Source organism: Mucilaginibacter sp. SJ, from assembly GCF_028993635.1.
In the GTDB taxonomy this organism is placed as follows: domain Bacteria; phylum Bacteroidota; class Bacteroidia; order Sphingobacteriales; family Sphingobacteriaceae; genus Mucilaginibacter.
Window position 1 is genome coordinate 6,803,953 of sequence record NZ_CP118631.1, and the last position, 20,472, is coordinate 6,824,424.

The following is a 20,472-nucleotide window of genomic DNA, read 5'->3' on the forward strand; positions in this document are numbered from 1 at the left end:
CCCTGACAAAATTTCTTTTGGTGAAAAGGCTTATAGCGATACTCTTATTAAACGTGCATCTGTTCAATTTGGGCGGATATAGTTTAGTATTTGAGTATTTTATTCACCGGTCCGAAGTACAAATTGTTAAGGAGATCTATGAAAATAAGGTTGACGCTACCAAACTTGTCGAGATCAAGATCCCTGTACATCTTCCAAAAATCCACAGTTGGAATGGCTATGTCCGCGATCAGGGGCAACTACAGTTAAAAGGGGTTTATTACAACTACCTGCGGTATAAAGTTACACAGGATACCATGTCATTTATTTGCATAGCTAATAGTGTTAAAACCCGTTTGGTTAATGCAAACCTCATTATTGCCAAAGAAATAAGCGATGTGCCCTTAAGTAAAAAGACACATGATTCATCGCAAAAAAAGATAAACGCCGGGGGCGAATACAGCTTCCAGGTTATGCATTACCAATTCTTATCTTACGGAAGGACATTAAAGGTAAAACCACGCCCTATAGCCTACCATGTAAATTCACCCTTCATCGAGTCGCCCGGCAAACCGCCAAACTCTGCCTGCTGATTATTGCCTGTAAATTATGAGTTAAATTGATTTGTGTGCCTGTATTTTAAGGATACAAACCGTTTTTATCATTTGGCTTTTTGGACTGCACATTGTCTGTGCGCCCTATTTAGGGACAATAGCTTCTTTTTTTTACGGCTTTGATCATGCTCCTTAATGCTGAGATATTATCAACAATCGGTGGTTAAGCGATTTCAGTTGATAATGTTGATCCGGCTTTTGTTTTACCATTTTTTTTATACCCTTTATTTAAACGTAATGAAATTTATGTCGCTGTATTTTTACAGATGTTGTATTGTAGTTTCTTTTTTATTGGCTGTTGCGCAATGTGCCAAGGCCCAAACCGATGCTGATGCGTTGATGATCCCTAAAAATTATTTTTGTGCTGCCGCAGTGTACACCCATGGGAGTTGGGACCATTACTGGGAAGGTACATTTAAAAGGGATAATCAAAACTTAGGCACCGTAAGCACAAATGTTTACAGCCTGGGTGGTAATTATGGCCTTTCAAACCGGATCAACCTGCTATTCATGGTGCCTTATGTAACTACTAAAGCTTCGGCCGGTACTTTAAGAGGCGAAAAGTCATTTCAGGACCTTATGGTTTCATTTAAATGGATGGCCGTAAAAGAGGAAATAGGCAGTGGTTTGTTCAGCGTTCATGCTATAGCTACGGGTTCATTGCCTTTAGCCAATTATCAAGCCGATTTTTTACCTTTATCTGTAGGTTTGCATAGCAAAAGCGTGGCCTTACGCGCCTTGCTTAACTATCAAACAGGCAGGTTCTTTGTGGCAGGCTCAGGTCAGTACATTCGCCGCGATAATATTACTATCGATAGAAATTCATACTACACTACCGAAATGCATTACACCAATGAGGTGCAGTTACCAAATGCTACCAACTTTATGTTTAGCAGCGGTTACCGCAGCCTTAAGTTTAATGCCGAAGCTACATTTACTAAAATTACAAGCACAAGCGGCTTTGATATCCGTAAAAACGATATGCCTTTTCCAAGTAACCGCATGAATAGCACCGCTGTTGGTTTAATACTTAAATACAGTTTCCAGTCTATTAGCGGGCTTGAGTTTACTGCGGGTGGTAACTATGTTTTAAACGGACGGAATGTAGGCCAAACCCGGTCGGGGTTTGCTGGTGTATACTATGTGTTTAGCACCAAAAAGGAGAAGTAATTAGCGGTTGGACAATCAATGATCAATGAAATGAAAAAAACGATACTCAATATATTTACAATTACAGCGTTGGCTGCGGCAACATTTAGTTCGTGCCGGAAAGATATTTTAGACCGCACTTCGTTATACCCGGCGCTTAAACCCTCAAGCCTTGACCTTACTGCCGATACCTGGAAACCGGTGCTGGTTACAGATTTTAGCGTGTTGAACGTAGGCGCGCCTGATGCAGTTACATCGCCGGCCTATGTGGCCGATCTGAACGAGATCAAAGGATTACAGAAAAATCTAACCAGCGATCAGCAGTCAAAAATCCAATACTGGAGTGCGGGTTCTGTATTAAGATGGAATGAGATCTTGCGCGAACTGGTGGCCAAACATAATATACCGCCATACCAAAACCCTGATGGTACTTATCCGGCACCAAACTCGGCCAACCCTTTTAATTACCCGGAGTTTCCGTTTTCGAACCCGCCATATGCTGCACGTGCTTATGCCTATGTAAGTGCTGCACAATACGATGCGCTGGTAGCTGCATGGCACTTCAAAAACGTTTATAAACGTACGGCACCGTATAAAAACGATTCGGGTGTTAAAGCACTGATCCCGGCATCTGAACTGCCATCGTACCCGAGCGAGGACGCGGTAGTATCCGGTGCGACATCTGAGATCATGAAGTTATTATTTCCTGCGGATGTAGCCTATATACAGCAAAAGGTTGATGAAGAAAGATTATACAGGATGGCATCAGGAGCTAATACCCGGGGCGAATTTGCAGCCGGTGAATCGTTAGGCAGGCAGGTAGCTGCCATATTTGCTACCCGCGCCCGTAATGACGGTGCAGGTAAAGCCGGCGGTTCTCCCGCTATCTGGAAAAACTTTGAAACCATCACTGCTGCAAAAGGCGAGCAATTTTGGGTGAGCCTGGAAACCCCCAAAAGGCCGCCGATGCTGCCATTGTTTTCAAAAGTTACGCCTTTCTTGTTCGATTCGACTACTGTAGCTGCAATCAGGCCTCCGGCTCCGTACGCAACAAATTCGGCCGAATTTAAAAAAGAAACAGAAGAAGTATTGTCATTTAGTAAAGACCATAGCCGCGATCATGAAGAGCTGGTTGCTTTCTGGGCCGATGGCGCCGGTACTTATACGCCTACAGGTCACTGGAACGCTATTGCTGCCGATGAATTTGTAAAACAAAACTACAGCGAAATACGCTGGGCACGTAACTTTGCCTTGTTGAACATGGCCGAGATGGATGCCGCTATTGTATGTTGGGATACTAAATATTTTTACTTTAACCAGCGCCCGTCGCAAGCTAACCCAAATATCAAAACATTAACAGGGGTGCCAAATTTCCCGGCCTATACATCAGGTCACTCTAACTTCAGCGGCGCGGCGGCTACTGTACTAACTTATTTGCTGCCCGATAGGGGGACTAAGTTTACAGATATGGCACATGCGGCGGCTATGTCGAGGTTGTACGGAGCTATTCACTACCGGAGCGATTGCGAAGTAGGTTTGGTAACCGGCAATAAAGTTGGTCAATATGCGGTTAACAGGGGTAAAACCGACGGCGCCGACGCAAAATAACAGGATGTTGAATTGAGGACGAATAATCAATGCGCAGCTTAACAAACGATCAGAAAATATATCAGACGCTTCGGCTCGCGGTAGCTATGTGCTTTATAGGGCACGGTTGCTTCGGTATTATCACCAAACAAATCTGGTGTAACTACTTTGGTGTTTTCGGCATAGGTAAAGAAATGGCCTATACACTGATGCCTTACGTAGGTATTGTGGATATATTAATGGGTGTTTCGATGCTGGTTTATCCAACCCGTGCCATAGCTGCATGGCTGGTGGTTTGGGGACTGGCTACAGCATCTATGCGCCCATTATCAGGCGAACCTTTTGCCGAGTTCATTGAACGTGCCGGCAACTACGGTGCACCGTTTGCTTTACTGTTGGTGCAGGGAGGGTGGTTCCCTTTAGGTAAAAAACAGTGGCTTGCCCGTATGGATGATAATGTTAGTATCAATGCCGAAACCCTGGCTAAAGTTATTACCTGGTTAAGGTTATTTGCATTTTTGCTGCTAATAGGCCATGGCTGGCTTAATCTTATCCAAAAGCAAGGTTTATTAAATCAATACCATGCGCTTGGTTTTGGCGACCCGGCTAAGACCGCTCAGTTTGTTGGCTTGTTTGAAGTGCTGGCCGCATTAACAGTGCTTATTCGTCCTTTTAAAAATATACTCCTCGTTTTTATCATATGGAAAATATCCAGTGAGCTCTTTTATCCAAAATACGAAATGTTTGAGTGGATAGAACGCGGCGGAAGCTACGGTGTACTGCTGGCCTTATGGCTTGCAGTTAAAAAAGCACCGGCTGGTTATATTCTCTGGCCTTTTAAACATACATCACATTTAAGAGCAAGTTAAATCATCAAAACATAAAAAAGCTTATTGAACAGGGTGAAAAATCACCCTGCTTTGTACACATATTAACTAAACAATTGCAAATGCACACAAACACTTTTAATAACACTATGAAAAAACTGGTACTGAAATTTATTGGCGTTACAATGGTCATCATATTTACAACCTTTGCCAAGGCAAATGCACAAGGCTGTGTCGCTATTAGGAGCACAGGCGGCTTATGCACTATGGATGAACATCCTGATAGTGTTTCCAACAATGGCAGCTGGTTGTTAAACAGCAATAACCGTTACTTTCGCTCCTACAAACACTTTGTGGGTACTAAGGAACAAAAACAACGTATTGCGCTGGGAACCAATGTTATTAACCATTCATACACACAGGATCTTACTTTAACCCGCATATTCAATAACCGGTGGTCGTTTGCTGTTGATTTACCTATAGTTGATAACAGCCGCTCATCATTATATGAGCATGGTGGTAAAGAGCGACTGAATACACATTCATTTGGTTTGGGTGATGTTCGCTTAACTGCCTATGCCTGGTTGTTAAACCCTGCAAAGGCCCGTCGTGGCAATATACAGGTTGGCCTGGGTATCAAGCTGCCAACCGGAAACTACAATTACCAGGATTATTTTTACCATACCGCTGCCAACGATGGTAAAACGCTTGGCCCTGTTGATCAGTCTATTCAGTTGGGTGATGGTGGTACGGGTATCACCACAGAGATCAATACTTATTACAATTTTACACACAGGTTTGGCCTATACGGCGGGTTTTACTATCTCATCAGTCCAAGGGAGCAAAATGGTGTATCATCAGCCCGTGGCGGTACACCAAGTGCCAAAGCGGTTGCTAACGGCAGCGATGTTATGAGCGTGCCCGACCAGGTCATGATCCGCGGAGGTGCAAGCTACGGCGTCAGCAAGTTTGATTTTTCGGCCGGGGTACGTTACGAATGCCTGCCGGTGCATGACCTGGTAGGTGGTAGTAACGGTTTCCGCAGGCCGGGATATATTATCTCTGCCGAGCCGGGTGTTACTTACCGCGTTAAATCATTTTCCATTTATGCCTTTGTACCTGTAGCGCTAAAACGCGACCGTACACAAAGCGTACCGGATAAAATTACAACCAGCTTAACAGGAGTTTATGCACAGGGCGATGCAGCATTTGCCGATTATGCCGTTAACGTGGGGATAACTTTTAGAATTAAATAGAAAATTGGTTTTGTTGATTTTAAAGCCGGGATTGAGTCCCCGGCTTTATTTAACTGTTGCTTTTAGCAATTACATTTAAACAATATATTATGAAACATACATTACAGTTTCTTTTTTGTACAATGTTATGCCTGCTGCTTACCTATACCGGTGTACACGCGCAAGGCTGTGTTGCCATTAAAGGCGATGGCCCGTTCAGTAACATGGAACATACTACGCAGGATACTTCATACAAAGGTTGGGAGCTTACCGCTTCATGGCGTTATTTTAAATCGTTTCGCCATTTTAAGGGCAGCGACGAGCAGAAGCAGCGGCTGATAATAGGTAACGAGGTGATCAACCATCAGCATACTTTTGATCTAAATCTTACCCGTAATTTTAACCAATATTGGTCAGTATCTGTTGGGGTACCTTATCTTGTTAATACCCGCTCTTCATTATATGAGCACGGCGGTAAAGAGCGCCGTTATTCATACTCGCAGGGTATTGGCGATGCCCGCATCGTTGTTAACAGGTGGTTGTTTGATAGTCGTAAAACCAAAGGCAATATCCAGGTTGGTTTAGGTATCAAGTTGCCTACCGGCGATTTTAATTATAAATCACATTTTTACAATGTTATTCCCTCCGAACGCCCTGTTGATCAGTCCATCCAGTTAGGTGATGGAGGCTTGGGTATCATTGCCGAAGCAAACGGTTATCTGGGTTTTGGCAGTGGCTTTAGCGGGTATACCAACTTGTATTATATGAGCAATCCGCGCAATACCAACGGCACCCGCACTTATCGTGAAACTTTGAGCTCAACACTGGCCAACGAAGCTATTTCAAGTGTGCCCGATCAGTACCTGGCCCGTTTAGGTGTTAATTATACCATAGCGCATGTGTTCACTATATCAGCTGGCGGCCGTATTGAGGGGATCCCTGTTCATGACCTGATAGGTAAAAGCGATGCTTTCCGCCGTCCGGGTTATATCATTTCTGCAGAGCCCTCTCTGAGCTATGCATTTAAAAGGGTAAATATCTTTGCCAGTGTACCCATTGCCCTGAAACGCGACCGTACACAAAGTGTTACTGATAAAGAAAACTCGATAGCCACCGGTAAATACGTAATCGGCGACGCGGCATTTGCCGATTATGCTATCAATTTTGGAGTGTCGTTTAAATTTTGAGATTATATATACTACTTAGTTGATTTGGTGAAGCCGGGAGTGAGATCCCCGGCTTTTTTATTTTATTGGCACTAATTTTTCTAATTGAATCGAATTATACGAATAGTATAAACGCATTAAATAATAGCTTGCATTACCTGTAATTCGTGTAATTCGAATAAATTCTCTCCAGCGGACAGCATTCGTGTAAAATTATTTTTTATGATACTTTTTTACTGAAAAACAATAGTTTTACGCTTATGAACACTCCCGAAGAAAACTTTGCAGCGTTGGGTTTAAACCTGCCGCCTGCACCAAAACCACTTGGCGTTTATAAACCATGTTTAGTTGATGGCAAATATTTATACCTGTCGGGCCATGGTCCGGTACAGGATGATGCGTCACTGATTATTGGCCGCATTGGTGAAACAGTAAGCCAGGAGAACGGCAAACTCGCTGCACAACAGGTTGGTTTAACTATGCTTGCTACCATTAAAGCCAACATCGGTAGTTTCAATAAGATAAAACGTGTTATAAAAGTGCTGGGCATGGTTAACTGCACACCCGAATTTGAAAAGCACCCGTTTATCATAAATGGCGCCAGCGAACTTTTTGCCAAAATTTGGGGCGAGGAGAACGGCATAGGCGTACGCAGCGCAGTAGGTATGGGCTCATTACCTGATAATATCCCTGTTGAGATTGAAGCCCTGTTTGAATTAGAATAAAATCTACAATTTCCATTCTGTAGAGACGCATAATTGCGTCTCCCTTTTGCAAGGGCACTATGCAGACGGCTTTGGATGTTCGGAGTCGCAATTATGCGCCTCTACATGAAAAAATATTAAACCCATGACGCCCAACTGGTATAATATACAGGATATTAATAAGCTGGATACGCCGGCACTGGTGGTTTATCCCGACAGGGTTAAAACAAACATAGCCATGCTTACCGGCATGATTGATGATGTTACCCGTTTGCGCCCGCATGTTAAAACCTATAAAAATGCAGAGGTTACAGGTTTGTTATTGGATACAGGTATCTGTAAGTTCAAATGTGCCACCATTGCCGAGGCCGAACTGCTGGCCATGAGCAAAGCTCCTGATGTATTACTGGCCTATCAGCCCGAAGGACCTAAGTTACATCGTTTTATCAGGCTGATCCATGCTTATCCCCAAACACATTTTTCCTGCTTGGTTGATAATTCAACATCAGCAAAGGAGATTTCCGATGAAGCGGTAAGGTTTAAGACCAATATTGATGTATACCTGGATTTGAATGTTGGCATGAACCGCACAGGTATAATGCCAGGTTTCGAAGCCCTGCAGCTTTATATGGATTGCGGTGTGCTTCCCGGTATTAACCCAGTCGGTTTACATGCTTATGATGGTCATATCCATGATGTTGATCTTCAGAAACGGGCAGACAGGTGTAATTTTGCATTTGATCCTGTACTTAAACTGCAGCAAACTATAAAAAGCAAGGGCTACCCCGAACCGGTCATAGTGGCTGGTGGCTCACCAACATTCCCTATCCATGCTAAGCGTAAATATGTTGAATGCAGTCCCGGTACATTTGTTTACTGGGATAAAGGGTACCAAATGGAGATGCCCGAACAGGATTTTTTGCCTGCTGCACTGATTATTACACGTGTAATCTCCCTGCCCGGACCAACAAAGCTTTGTTTGGATGTGGGGCATAAGTCGATATCTGCCGAGAATGAGCTAAGCAAACGTATTTACTTTTTAAATGCGCCGGAGCTTTACCCGGTAAGCCAAAGTGAAGAGCATCTGGTAGTTGAAGCGGGAGCTAACCACCAATATCAGGTGGGTGATGTACTTTATGGCATTCCGCACCATGTTTGCCCTACTGTTGCGCTGTACGAGCGCGTTTATACTATTGAGAACGAAAATATAAGCGGTGAGTGGCTTAACAAGGCCCGCGACCGCAAGATCACCATTTAAATTTCCCCTAAGCAATGTTTGTTGTAGACGCCCATTTAGATTTAAGCATGAACGCCCTGGAGTGGAACCGCGATCTTACGCGCCCCCTTGCCGAGGTAAATCAACGCGAGGAAGGTTTAACCGATAAACCCGACCGCGCCAAAGCAGTTGTTACCTTACCCGAACTACGCAAAGGCAATATCGGCCTTGTAGTAGCAACACAGATAGGTCGTTATGTTGCTCCCGATAACCCTTTACCGGGCTGGCATTCGCCTGAACAGGCCTGGGCACAAACGCAAGGGCAGATATCCTGGTACAAAGCCATGGAAGATGCCGGGGAAATGGTGCAGGTGAATGATCTCGCATCACTTGGAAAACATTTAGAACTTTGGAATGATGGTGCACCAACAGAAAAAAAGCCAATAGGTTATATTTTAAGTTTGGAAGGTGCCGATTCTATAGTGACTGTTAAACATTTGGAACAGGCTTATAATTATGGCTTGCGGGCTGTTGGTCCGGCGCATTATGGCCCCGGCAGGTATGCTCAGGGTACTGATGCTACCGGTTACATGGGACCTAAAGGTCATGAGTTGCTTAAAGAAATGGAGCGGCTGAATATCATTTTAGATGCTACCCATCTCTGCGATGACAGTTTTTGGGAAGCACTTGATCATTTTAACGGGCACGTTTGGGCAAGTCATAACAATTGCCGGGCACTGGTAAATCATAACCGCCAGTACAGCGATGAGATGATAAAAGCCCTTATCGACCGCGGCGCGGTGATCGGCGCCGCCCTTGATGCCTGGATGATGGTGCCCGGATGGGTAAGGGGCGTATCTACCCCAAAAGGTATGAACTGTAATATGGAAGTTATGGTTGACCATATCGATCATATTTGCCAGATAGCCGGTAATGCCCTGCACGTAGGTATGGGTACTGATTTGGATGGCGCTTTCGGACGTGAGCAATGCCCTTATGACCTTGAAACCATTGCCGATCTGCAAAAAGTGCCCGATCTGTTAAAGAAACGCGGTTATACTGATGAGGATATTCAAAATATGATGCACGGCAACTGGCTCAGGTTTTTAAGGAATGCCTGGGCTTGATCAGTTTGCCGTTTTTAGTTTGCAGTAGGCAGTTCTCCGGAACAGGCCGCGTCCGTTTAACACTACTCGACTTTAGCGATGACGTAACTTTGTCCTAAAAGATGTAAGCATTCTGCTTCCAGGATATAGCTTATAAGATAAATATCGCATCATTATGCCCCCGACTTATTAACAGGTTAAGCTGAAAGCTTAATTAATTGGGGGGAAGTTGCGCCATCGCTAAACTTCGGCCAGGAAAGAGATAGGATATCAATAATTAAATCTCCAATCCCACCTATTCTTCATATTACAGTAAAAACAAATCGTACGTTGCGGTATTTTTACCTAATTAAATCTACTTTGCAAAACGCTTACCTTAAATTGGGTGTGGTGTAATATACTATGAACGCAGAACAATCAAGGTTAAAAGATACAGGCTGGAGAAAGTGGGGGCCTTATGTAAGTGACCGCCAGTGGGGCACCGTGCGCGAGGATTACAGTGCCAATGGTGATGCCTGGAACTACATTACCCATGATATGGCCCGCAGCAAAGCTTACCGCTGGGGCGAGGAGGGTATAGCCGGTATCTGCGACAGGCAGCAATACCTTTGCTTCGCTATTGCCTTGTGGAATAAAAAAGACCCCATTATTAAAGAGCGCTATTTTGGCCTAAGTAATCCCGAAGGTAACCACGGTGAGGACGTAAAAGAGATGTACTATTATTTAGATAGCACACCTACGCACTCATACATGAAGGCGTTGTATAAATATCCGCAAAACGAGTTTCCGTACAAATGGCTGATTGATGAAAACAAACGACGCGGCCGCCAGGATCCGGAGTTTGAACTCATGGATACCGGGATCTTTGATCGTAACGAATACTTTGATGTTTTTACCGAATATGTTAAAAGTGCACAGGAAGATATCCTCATTAAAATAACTATTCATAACCGAGGTGAAGAGGACGCGCCGCTTAATGCAATGCCTACGTTATGGTTCCGTAATACCTGGGCTTGGGGATATGATTCACGCAAGCCAGATCTTTGTGCTTCTGCGGATAAGGTGATCAGTATTTTTCATAAAGACCTTGGACAAATGTGGCTGCATACCGAAGGAGAAGCTCAACTCCTGTTTTGTGATAACGAAACCAACTCGCGCAGACTTTATAATTATGACGATGGCCGAAAATATTATAAGGATGGTATAAACGATTATATTATTCATGGTGCCGATACGGTAAATCCTAAAAACATGGGCACCAAAGCAGCTATAAATTACGATTTGAATATCCCGGCCAGGCAGTGCGTAACCATACGCTTGCGACTGTCTGAAGATGCAAATTATAGTTTTGAGGATTTTGACGAAGTTTTTGCTGTTCGCCAAACAGAGGCCGACCAGTTTTATAACGATATTCATGGCGCTACTATGAATCCTGATCGCCGCCTTATTCAGCGACAGGCTTTTGCGGGTATGTTATGGAACAAGCAGTTTTACTATTCAGATATCCGCCATTGGCTTAGCGGCGATAAAGGGATGCCCCGCCCGCCCGCGCAAAGGCAAAAAGCCCGAAACAGTAAGTGGGCGCATCTTAATACCCGCGATATTATTTCGATGCCCGATAAATGGGAATATCCCTGGTTTGCTGCCTGGGACCTTGCTTTTCACTGCCTGCCGCTGGCAACTGTTGATATGGCCTTTGCCAAAAATCAGTTGATTTTGCTTACCCGCGACTGGTATATGCATCCTAACGGCCAGTTGCCTGCCTATGAATGGGATTTTGGCGATGTAAACCCTCCGGTACATGCCATGGCGGTGTGGAACGTTTATAAAACGGATAAAGAAAACAATAACGGTAAGGGAGATACCTATTTTCTGGAGCGGGTTTTTCATAAGCTGATGCTGAATTTTACCTGGTGGGTTAACCGTAAAGATCAATCGGGGAATAATATTTTTGAGGGTGGTTTCCTGGGGATGGATAATATTGGTGTTTTTGACCGTAATATGCATTTACCCTCCGGGCAGCATTTGGAACAGGCCGATGGTACCAGTTTGATGGCCATGTATTCGCTTAACCTGTTGCGTATTGCCACCGAGCTTACCGAAACCGACAAAGCTTACGCTGATATTGCTTCCAAATTTTTTGAGCATTTCATTTATATTGTGGGAGCTATGTCAAACCTGGGTGAGAATAATGAAGGGCTTTGGGATGATGACGATGGCTTTTTTTATGATCAGATCCGTTTCCCTGATGATGGTTCTATTAAAATGCGGGTACGGAGCATCGTAGGGCTGATTCCACTGTTTGCTACCGAGGTATTGGATGAAAAAGATATTACGGAAAGCCCGGTGTTTAAAGACCGCATGAAATGGTTTGCCGAAAACCGGCCTGATCTTGCATCGCTGGTTTCGCGCTGGAACGAGAAGGGAAGCAACGGTAAACACCTGATTAGTTTGCTGCGCGGCTACAGGATGAAATCATTGCTCAAATACATGTTGGATGAAAATGAGTTTTTAAGCGACTACGGGATCCGTTCACTTTCAAAGTATCACCTTAAACATCCTTATCACGTTTCGGTAAATGGAGTTGAATTTGGCATATCCTATGTGCCTGGCGAGAGTGACAGCGGTTTATTTGGTGGTAACAGTAACTGGCGCGGTCCTATCTGGATGCCGATCAATTACCTGATCATTGATAGTTTACACCGCTTTCATATGTTTTACGGCGATGAATTTAAAATAGAGTGCCCAACCGGATCGGGAAATTTTATGAACCTGAAGGAGGTAGCCAACGAACTTTATGCCCGGGTTTCCAAACTGTTTATGAAAAACGAAAATGGTGAGCGACCGGTTTACGGTAAAAATCCAAAACTGCAAACTGATCCGCATTTTAAAGATCATGTGTTGTTTTACGAGTTTTTTGATGGCGATACAGGTCTTGGTTTAGGTGCCGCACATCAAACCGGCTGGACAGGGTTGATAGCCAATTGTTTGTATTTGGAGTAAAAGCTCACAACCCTGTATTTTATTATAAATGTTAACCTGATAACCTAAATTTACAGAAATAAAAACCATTATACCGTCGGCGTTGTACAATCAATTACCTGGAATTGTTTGATCAGGGTCAATTCAACAGGTAATGCTTTTATTTTGAATGCGTTAGGGATAGGAGCGGATACCAGCCCTGAGCGTAATGCCTGCAGGCGTATGAGCGGATAGCCCGGCCGAAGGCAACGCGCAAAGATCGTTTTAAAAATATCATTTTGTAAGTAGAGTCTTAACGACCTAAATCCTCATAATGGTCGCGTACCTCTGGCACACCTAACGTTCATCTATTTATTTCTACAAACCTTTTGCACCTCTGCTGCAACCCGTCAGCTTGTTAACTAAATAATACCATGTGATAGTTAATTAACAAAGATTATAGATAACATTAACTAATACTGATTCCACCTATTTATCGGCCTTAAGCTTTCAGCACTAAGCTTTTAGATTTTATATAAAACTATTGTGTAAAAAAGACACAATAAAATTTCTTTGCTTATTATTAATTAATTAGCTTTACTGTACCAGTTAATTATTAACCATTATCAAACATGATTTACAGCAGAAGAAATTTTATTAAAGGCACCGGTGCATTGGTGCTTGGCGGCATGGCCTTATCGGGTAAAGCGGCAAGTTTTTTGAGTAACATGGAACACCATCCTGTAGGGCTACAGTTGTTTACTTTTTTTGGCATTATTGACGAAGATGTAAAGGGCACGCTGAGCAAAATTGCAGCTGTTGGATACAAGGAATTAGAATCTGCCTTTAGTAAAAAAGGCGGCTATTATGGTATGAAGCCTAAAGAATTTAAGGTCATGGTGAACGACCTGGGCATGAGCTGGACCTCGCACCATGTTCTTGGCGCTCCGTTTAAACTGCCCCCGGGAGCAAAAATGCCTGCAGGTGCAGATGGTAAGCCGATGGTATTGCCTCCTGTGCTTAATCTGCGTGATAACATGCAGCAAGTAATTGATGAGGTTGCGGAAGGCGGTGTTCAATACCTGGTTTGCGCCAATTCGCCTACCGCTACGCTTGAAGAAATAAAATCGACCATTGAGGTGTTGAACAAAACAGGGGAGGCTGCAAAAAAAGCAGGCATCCAGTTTGCATATCATAACCACGATATGGAGTTTCACGCGGTTGATGGTAAAGTGCCTTATGACTTGCTATTGAGTGAAACTGATGCAAGCAATGTAAAAATGGAGCTTGATTTGGCCTGGGCTGTTAAAGCGGGTAAAAATCCGGTAGAAATGTTTAAGGAACATCCCGGTCGTTTCCCGCTTTGGCATGTGAAAGATTTAGATGCAAGCCGACAGAATATACAACCTGTAGGAGGTGGTACCATTGATTTTAAACCGATTTTCGCGGCGGCAAAATCAGCCGGTATGCAACACTTTTTTGTAGAGCATGATATGCCAAAAGATGCCTTTGCCAGTATAACTGCCAGCATAGGGTATTTGAAGGATAAGCTGATGGTGTAAATAACTTTGGTACAGCTGAACTAACTATTAATTGTTATAACAAAATTACAGCCGATAAATTCAAATTTATCGGCTGTTTTGTTTGCTAACGATTGTTGTTTGCCTCTTATCATAGTTTATGAGCTTTTTTTGTAAAAGAAGACGCCGGAACTTATAGTATTTTTTTAAAAAGTATAGCTTAACAATTCTATAATGTGCCGTAATTTTGATTTAACCTGCCTGTTGAGTAATTTGAGGCGATAAAACATTATTTATAACGGCGGCTTATGGCGGAAACATCTGCAGAACATTTAAAACGGGTTTTAAAACCTATCCATTTATGGGCTATAGCCGTAGGGTTGGTTATTTCGGGCGAATATTTTGGGTGGAATTTGGGATGGGCCGTATCCGGCACCATAGGTTTGCTGATAGCCACCCTGGTTATCACCTTAATGTATATTACATTTATTTTTAGCTATACCGAACTCACCGCTTCCATACCTCACGCGGGTGGCGCTTTTGCTTATGCATATCGTGCGATGGGACCGTTTGGTGGCTTAGTTGCCGGTTACGCTACCCTTGTCGATTTCCTGGTGGCTACGCCCGCTGTAGCAGTTTCTTTAGGGAGTTACCTGCACTTTTTATACCCGGCTATCCCTATAACAGAGGCCGCCATGGGCTTTAATATTCTTTTTATCCTTTTAAATATGCTTGGGGTAAAGGAATCGGCGACGTTTTCGGTGTTCATTACCGTACTTGCCGTAATTGAGCTGCTGCTTTACCTGGGGATTGTGTCGCCGCATTTTAAAATGGTAAACTACCTTGCCAATCCAATGCCTTTTGGCTGGGCTGGCGTATTTGCAGCTTTGCCTTTTGCAGTTTGGTTTTACCTGGCTATTGAAGGCGTAGCTATGGTAGCCGAAGAGGTGGAGAACCCGAAAAGGAATATTCCCCGTGGTTATATATCGGCTATTATAACGCTGGTAGTGTTAGCGTTGGGGGTAATGGTTATAACCGGTGGGCTTACCGACTGGCGCAAACTAAGCCATTTAGACTACCCCTTGCCCGAGGCTATTGGGATAGTATTGGGCAAAGGAAACGGTTTAACCAAAATATTTGCGAGTATAGGTTTATTTGGACTGATCGCGTCGCTGCATGGTATTATTCTCGCCTCTTCGCGGCAGGTGTTTGCCATGGCACGCAGCGGTTATTTGCCCCGGATGCTGGCGGACATTAATCACAGATTTAAGACACCACATTGGGCGCTTGTGGTAAGTGGTATAGTAAGCTCCATCTTCATTTATAAGTTTAAGACGGATCAGATCATCATGCTCTCGGTGCTTGGTGCGGTCGTAATGTACATCATGAGCATGACGAGCCTCTTTATATTACGCAAAAAGGAGCCGCGCTTAAGCCGGCCCTTCCTGGCCCCGGTATACCCGGTTTTCCCGGCAATAGCTTTGGTTATTTGTGTGATATGTTTAATAGCAACAATCTATTTTAACCCAGATATGAGCCTCATTTTTGCGGGAGGATTAGTAATTGTTTTACTGATTTTTATAGTGATGGGCAAGCATAAAGTGGCTTTAACAGAAAATATGATGAGCGCACCAATGGATGAGGAGGTCATTAATCATTGAGTCACTAAATCATTTGCTTGTTCGCTTTTTGAATAATGAACCAATGACATAATGATTGAAAAAAATGACCCAATGACCAGTGAAATAATGATATAAAGAAATGTACCGCCACAACATACATCACCGGGTTTATAAGTTTCCCGACCTGAAAGCATTGCTGGGCAAGGCGTCACCTTACCGCTCGGGCGATGAACTGGCCGGGCTTTGTGCCGTGGGGTATGAGGAGCGAGTGGCAGCGCAGATAACCCTGGCCGATGTGCCGCTTAAAAACTTTTTAAATGAAGCGGTAATCCCTTATGAGAACGATGAAATTACCCGCCTGATCATTGACGATCATGATAAGGCTGCCTTTAGTCACATTGGCCATTTAACCGTTGGCGAATTACGTGATTGGTTATTAAGTGACGAAACCGACTGTGCTATTTTAACAACTATAGCTCCCGGCTTGACACCCGAAATGGTTGCTGCAGTATCCAAACTGATGCGCAACCAGGACCTGATTGCTATGGCCAATAAATGCCAGGTGGTTACCCGCTTTCGTAATACCATAGGCTTAAAGGGACATTTTAGTACCCGTTTACAGCCCAATCATCCAACTGATGATCCGCGGGGAGTAGCGGCCAGCATCATCGACGGCTTATTATTTGGCAGCGGGGATGCTGTTATAGGCATTAACCCGGCGACTGACAGTCCGGCGGCGGTGAGCAGTTTATTGACGTTGATGAATGAGTTACGGCACCGTTTCGATATCCCTACACAAACCTGCGTACTAAGCCACATAACTACCACATTACAATTGGTTAACGAAGGCGCCCCTGTCGACCTATGTTTTCAATCCATTGCAGGCACGGAAAAAGCTAATGCCAGTTTCGGGGTTAATTTAAGCTTGATTGAGGAAGCTTACCAGGCCACACTATCGTTAAAGCGGGGTACTGTTGGTAATAATGTAATGTATTTTGAAACCGGACAGGGTAGCGCCTTATCGGCCAATGCCAATTTCGGTGTTGATCAGCAAACCTGCGAGGTGCGGGCCTATGCCGTCGCCCGTAAGTTTAATCCTTTGCTGGTGAATACGGTAGTTGGTTTTATTGGCCCCGAATATTTGTATGATGGCAAGCAGATCATCCGTGCTGCGCTTGAAGATCATTTTTGCGGAAAACTTTTAGGCCTGCCCATGGGTGTTGACGTTTGCTATACCAATCATGCGGAAGCCGATCAGGACGATATGGATAACCTGCTTACGTTGCTTGGGGTAGCGGGTTGTAACTTCGTGATGGGTATTCCGGGCTCGGATGATATTATGCTTAATTACCAGTCAACTTCGTTTCACGATGCCCTTTACCTGCGTAAAGTATTGGGGTTGAAACCCGCTCCTGAGTTTGAGGGTTGGTTGATAAAGCAGGGGATTGTTGATGATAAAGGTTATATGCTGCCTGTTACGGAACACGGGTTGTTGAGAGGTTTTTGATTGAAGGCGAAAGGGTAAAGGCGAAAGGTAAAAAGTTTTTTGAACTGACGAAAAATAAAAAATACGGTGTCATCCTCTGCCGTCGCTCGGCTCCGGCCGAGTGTCAGCTATCTCACGGCCTCTGGCCGACGTAAGCTCTTATGGCACACAGGCCGGAGGCCTATGAATAATGGTCATTCAGCTGGAGCCGAGCGAGGGCAGAGTGACAGGTTGCTGCTATATCAAGGACATAAGTAAACCATTAAATGAAACGAAACATCCCACAGGAAATTGAGCCACTAAAAGCTTTGCAGGAATTTACTTCTGCGCGAATTGCTATTGGCCGCGTGGGAACAAGCATCCCGCTAAAGCAGTCGCTTGAGTTCAAGCTGGCGCATGCACATGCAAGGGATGCCGTATATTCTGAGCTTGATCTTGCTAAGCTAACAAACTCGCTGATGCACTTTGAACTGCCGGTTTTACACTTGCATAGCCGGATAACCGACCGCCGGCAGTACCTGCAACGGCCAGACCTTGGACGAAGGCTGAACGATGCCTCGCTGAACGAATTAAACGACTATAGCGCTAAAAGTGATATAGCTATCATGATAGTTGACGGCCTTTCGGCAACCGCTGTAAATGAAAACGCTGTAGGCCTGCTTGATGCGCTGATTCCTTTGTTGGTTGCCAATGGTTTAAAGCTTGCGCCAATAAGCCTGGTTGAACAGGGGAGGGTAGCCATTGGCGACGATATTGGGTATGGCCTGAAGGCTAAACTTTCTTTGATCTTGATTGGTGAGCGCCCTGGTCTAAGTGCCGCGGATAGTCTTGGTGCATATCTTACCTATAATCCCAAACCCGGTTTGACAGACGAATCACGAAACTGCGTTTCTAATATCCGCCCCAAAGGTTTAACCTATAAAAAAGCAGCAAAGAAAATTTTTTATTTAATTAATGAAGCGTTTAAACGGAAACTGTCGGGAGTGGAGCTGAAGGATAATGCGGGATTGATAGCTGAAGGTTAATGAGCTAAACGCTGAAAGCAAAAAGCCCAAAGCATTATGCTCCGGGCCAATTCTTGCTGCTTTGAGCCTTAGGCTTTTCCTATTTACTTTTTCTCTCTTCCACATAACCATTGAATGATATTGGGTCGCGGTTACTGCTGATCACTTGCAGGGAGCCGTATCCATCCTGCGAAATACTCAGATTAAATGTTTGAACATCGCGCCAGTCGGCTATGTTTTTTTCTTTGGGTTTGATCGTGATATTCCATCCGCTTCCCTTTTTTACTGACGAATATGTAAATTTTGTAGTATTTACTTTAATACCACCATCTGTTGTTCCCGGAGGTGGAGCTACATAAGCCCTGCCAAAATAAGGCAAGAACGATACAATGGTATCTTTATTTACTGTGAGATCATAATCAGAAGTAAGCGGCCTTGTGCCACCCCGCATGGGCAAAGCGTAGTTTGCTTTAAATACAAAGTTTTGATCATCGACCATCTTTTTAATTTCAGCCTGCTTTGCTGCTTTTTTCTCGGCTTTGGTCTGGGCAAAGCTTACGTTAACCCCAATAAATATGAAAGCAGCCAAAAGGGCTATTTTGTTTAAGATTTTCATGATATAAATGTTTAAGTGGTTAGACGGTAAAGAGTTATTTAGGTTTAAGTACACTCAAATTTAAACAATCTTTTAAACAAAAAAGCCACCCGTTTTGGATGGCTTTTAAGAGAATTTAGTCGTCCTGAACTTGTTTCAGGATCTCACCATATATTAACGTTGCAAAGACAATCGTACAACCTTGCATGTGGGGTGCCGAAATAAATTCGGCATGACGCATGAGAAAATTATATCAGGCTAACGCTACGTTTAACAAATTCAGTTAAATCGGCACCAGTCAATAACCCTTGTGATAACAGTGCTAAGTCAAAAGCTTGTTTTGAAAGCTGGGCTTGTACAGTTTCATCTTCTTCCTGTAAAATGCGGCTTACCAGTTTGTGATTGCCGTTTACAATTACTTTGTAGTTATCAGGCATGTTGCCGTAAAAGCTCATGCCACCGCCCATAGCTGCCATATCTTTCATACGGCGCATAAACTCGTCCATAGTTACAGTAACCGGTAACTCGTCGGGGTTAAGGCTTTCTATCTGAACGTTGTAAGCTGGCCTGTTGATGGCTTTATCGAAAATGCTTTTTACCTGGGTGCTTTGCTCTTCGGTAAGTACAGTTTCAAGCGCGTCATCCTTTTTAATCAGTTTATCAGCAACATCAGCGTCAACACGTTTTAATGATGTTTTCTCTAATTTTTGTTCCAGTTGGCTGATGAAGTGATTGTCGATAGGAGAGTTCATCACCAATACATCATAGCCTTTTTTATTGGCCGATTGGATAAATGAATCCTGTTTTGCCGGATCATTGGTGTAGATGTAAACCAACTGCCCGTCTTTATCTGTTTGGTTTGCTTCAACCTTGTCTTTATACTCAGGCAGGGTGAAGTTTTGTTTTTCGGTGTTGGTAACCAAAACAAAGTCTTTTGCTTTGTCATAAAACTTGTCTTCGCTTACCATGCCGTATTTTACAAACAGGCCAATATCTGTCCATTTTTCTTCGTAAGCTTTGCGGTCGGCTTTGAAAAGGTCTGCCAATTTATCAGCTACTTTTTTGGTGATATAGCTGTTGATCTTTTTAACGTTGCTATCGGCTTGTAAAAAGCTGCGTGATACGTTAAGCGGGATATCAGGTGAATCGATAACGCCATGTAACAGCATCAAAAATTCAGGAACAATGTCTTTTACCTCGTCGGTAATAAATACCTGGCGACTGAATAATTTGATCTTGTTTTTCTGGAATTCAAAATCGTTTTTCAGTTTAGGGAAGTATAGTACACCTGTCAGGTTGAAAGGATAATCAACATTAAGGTGGATCCAGAATAATGGGTCTTCGCTGAAAGGATAAAGCTGTTTGTAAAAGTCAAGATAATCTTCATCTTTTAATTCAGATGGTGCTTTTGTCCAGATAGGGTTGGTAGTGTTGATGATATTATCAACCTCCACTGAAGTATATTTTGGTTTACCTTCTTCATCAACGCCATCTTCAACAGATTCGGTTTTGGTGCCGAATTTGATAGGTACCGGCAAAAATTTACAATATTTATCAAGGATCTCCTGTAGTTTGTATTGGCTTAAAAACTCGGCCGATTCATCGTTGATGTACAGTGTAATTTCAGTACCGCGCTCTTCTAAAATACCTTCGCCAATTTCAAATTCGGTACTGCCGTCGCATACCCAGAAAGCAGGCTCA

Annotated in this window: 15 protein-coding genes and 1 pseudogene; 14 read left to right on the forward strand and 2 right to left on the reverse strand. The window is 43.6% G+C overall.

Going from position 1 to position 20,472, the window contains the following annotated elements; genetic code table 11:
* Positions 1-20: 20 nt before the first annotated feature.
* The 14 genes from MusilaSJ_RS27935 (at position 21) to eutC (ending at position 18,197) form a co-directional block, all read left to right on the forward strand.
* Positions 21-572, forward strand: a complete 552-nt coding sequence (locus MusilaSJ_RS27935) for a hypothetical protein (protein ID WP_274988023.1) — start codon at positions 21-23, stop codon at positions 570-572.
* 267 nt (positions 573-839) lie between these two features.
* Positions 840-1,763: a transporter gene (locus MusilaSJ_RS27940; RefSeq protein ID WP_274988024.1), complete on the forward strand. Its 924-nt coding sequence runs from the start codon at positions 840-842 to the stop codon at positions 1,761-1,763.
* Between the two features lie 30 nt (positions 1,764-1,793).
* Positions 1,794-3,350 carry a vanadium-dependent haloperoxidase gene (locus MusilaSJ_RS27945; protein WP_274988025.1) on the forward strand — a complete coding sequence of 519 codons (1,557 nt, stop codon included), beginning with the start codon at positions 1,794-1,796 and terminating at the stop codon, positions 3,348-3,350.
* A 29-nt stretch (positions 3,351-3,379) separates the two neighbouring features.
* Positions 3,380-4,198, forward strand: a complete 819-nt coding sequence (locus MusilaSJ_RS27950; RefSeq protein WP_274988026.1) for a hypothetical protein — start codon at positions 3,380-3,382, stop codon at positions 4,196-4,198.
* Between the two features lie 107 nt (positions 4,199-4,305).
* Entirely contained in the window at positions 4,306-5,412 is a 1,107-nt protein-coding gene (locus MusilaSJ_RS27955) for a hypothetical protein (RefSeq protein WP_274988027.1), read from the forward strand.
* An 89-nt stretch (positions 5,413-5,501) separates the two neighbouring features.
* A complete protein-coding gene (locus MusilaSJ_RS27960) occupies positions 5,502-6,578 on the forward strand; it encodes a hypothetical protein (protein WP_274988028.1) in 1,077 nt (358 codons plus the stop codon).
* 239 nt (positions 6,579-6,817) lie between these two features.
* The gene (locus tag MusilaSJ_RS27965; protein WP_274988029.1) at positions 6,818-7,282 is read left to right on the forward strand and encodes a RidA family protein; all 465 of its coding nucleotides are present in this window, start codon (positions 6,818-6,820) and stop codon (positions 7,280-7,282) included.
* A gap of 124 nt (positions 7,283-7,406) precedes the next feature.
* On the forward strand, positions 7,407-8,519 hold the full coding sequence (locus MusilaSJ_RS27970; RefSeq protein WP_274988030.1) for a D-TA family PLP-dependent enzyme: 1,113 nt from the start codon (positions 7,407-7,409) through the stop codon (positions 8,517-8,519).
* Positions 8,520-8,533: 14 nt separating this feature from the next.
* Positions 8,534-9,604, forward strand: a complete 1,071-nt coding sequence (locus MusilaSJ_RS27975; protein ID WP_274988031.1) for a dipeptidase — start codon at positions 8,534-8,536, stop codon at positions 9,602-9,604.
* 381 nt (positions 9,605-9,985) lie between these two features.
* On the forward strand, positions 9,986-12,586 hold the full coding sequence (locus MusilaSJ_RS27980) for an MGH1-like glycoside hydrolase domain-containing protein (protein ID WP_274988032.1): 2,601 nt from the start codon (positions 9,986-9,988) through the stop codon (positions 12,584-12,586).
* 590 nt (positions 12,587-13,176) lie between these two features.
* Positions 13,177-14,106, forward strand: a complete 930-nt coding sequence (locus MusilaSJ_RS27985) for a sugar phosphate isomerase/epimerase family protein (protein ID WP_274988033.1) — start codon at positions 13,177-13,179, stop codon at positions 14,104-14,106.
* Positions 14,107-14,372: 266 nt separating this feature from the next.
* Positions 14,373-15,725: an ethanolamine permease gene (eat, locus tag MusilaSJ_RS27990; protein ID WP_274988034.1), complete on the forward strand. Its 1,353-nt coding sequence runs from the start codon at positions 14,373-14,375 to the stop codon at positions 15,723-15,725.
* 100 nt (positions 15,726-15,825) lie between these two features.
* Positions 15,826-17,193 carry an ethanolamine ammonia-lyase subunit EutB gene (locus tag MusilaSJ_RS27995; RefSeq protein ID WP_274988035.1) on the forward strand — a complete coding sequence of 456 codons (1,368 nt, stop codon included), beginning with the start codon at positions 15,826-15,828 and terminating at the stop codon, positions 17,191-17,193.
* Between the two features lie 245 nt (positions 17,194-17,438).
* The gene (gene eutC, locus MusilaSJ_RS28000; RefSeq protein ID WP_274988036.1) at positions 17,439-18,197 is read left to right on the forward strand and encodes an ethanolamine ammonia-lyase subunit EutC; all 759 of its coding nucleotides are present in this window, start codon (positions 17,439-17,441) and stop codon (positions 18,195-18,197) included.
* Between the two features lie 79 nt (positions 18,198-18,276).
* Here eutC and MusilaSJ_RS28005 read toward each other — a convergent pair whose 3' ends face one another.
* Both MusilaSJ_RS28005 and htpG read right to left on the reverse strand, forming a co-directional pair.
* Positions 18,277-18,792 carry a DUF4251 domain-containing protein gene (locus tag MusilaSJ_RS28005; protein ID WP_274988037.1) on the reverse strand — a complete coding sequence of 172 codons (516 nt, stop codon included), beginning with the start codon at positions 18,790-18,792 and terminating at the stop codon, positions 18,277-18,279.
* 227 nt (positions 18,793-19,019) lie between these two features.
* A pseudogene (htpG, locus tag MusilaSJ_RS28010) lies at positions 19,020-20,471 on the reverse strand (molecular chaperone HtpG); the annotation flags it as partial.
* Position 20,472 lies beyond the last annotated feature (1 nt).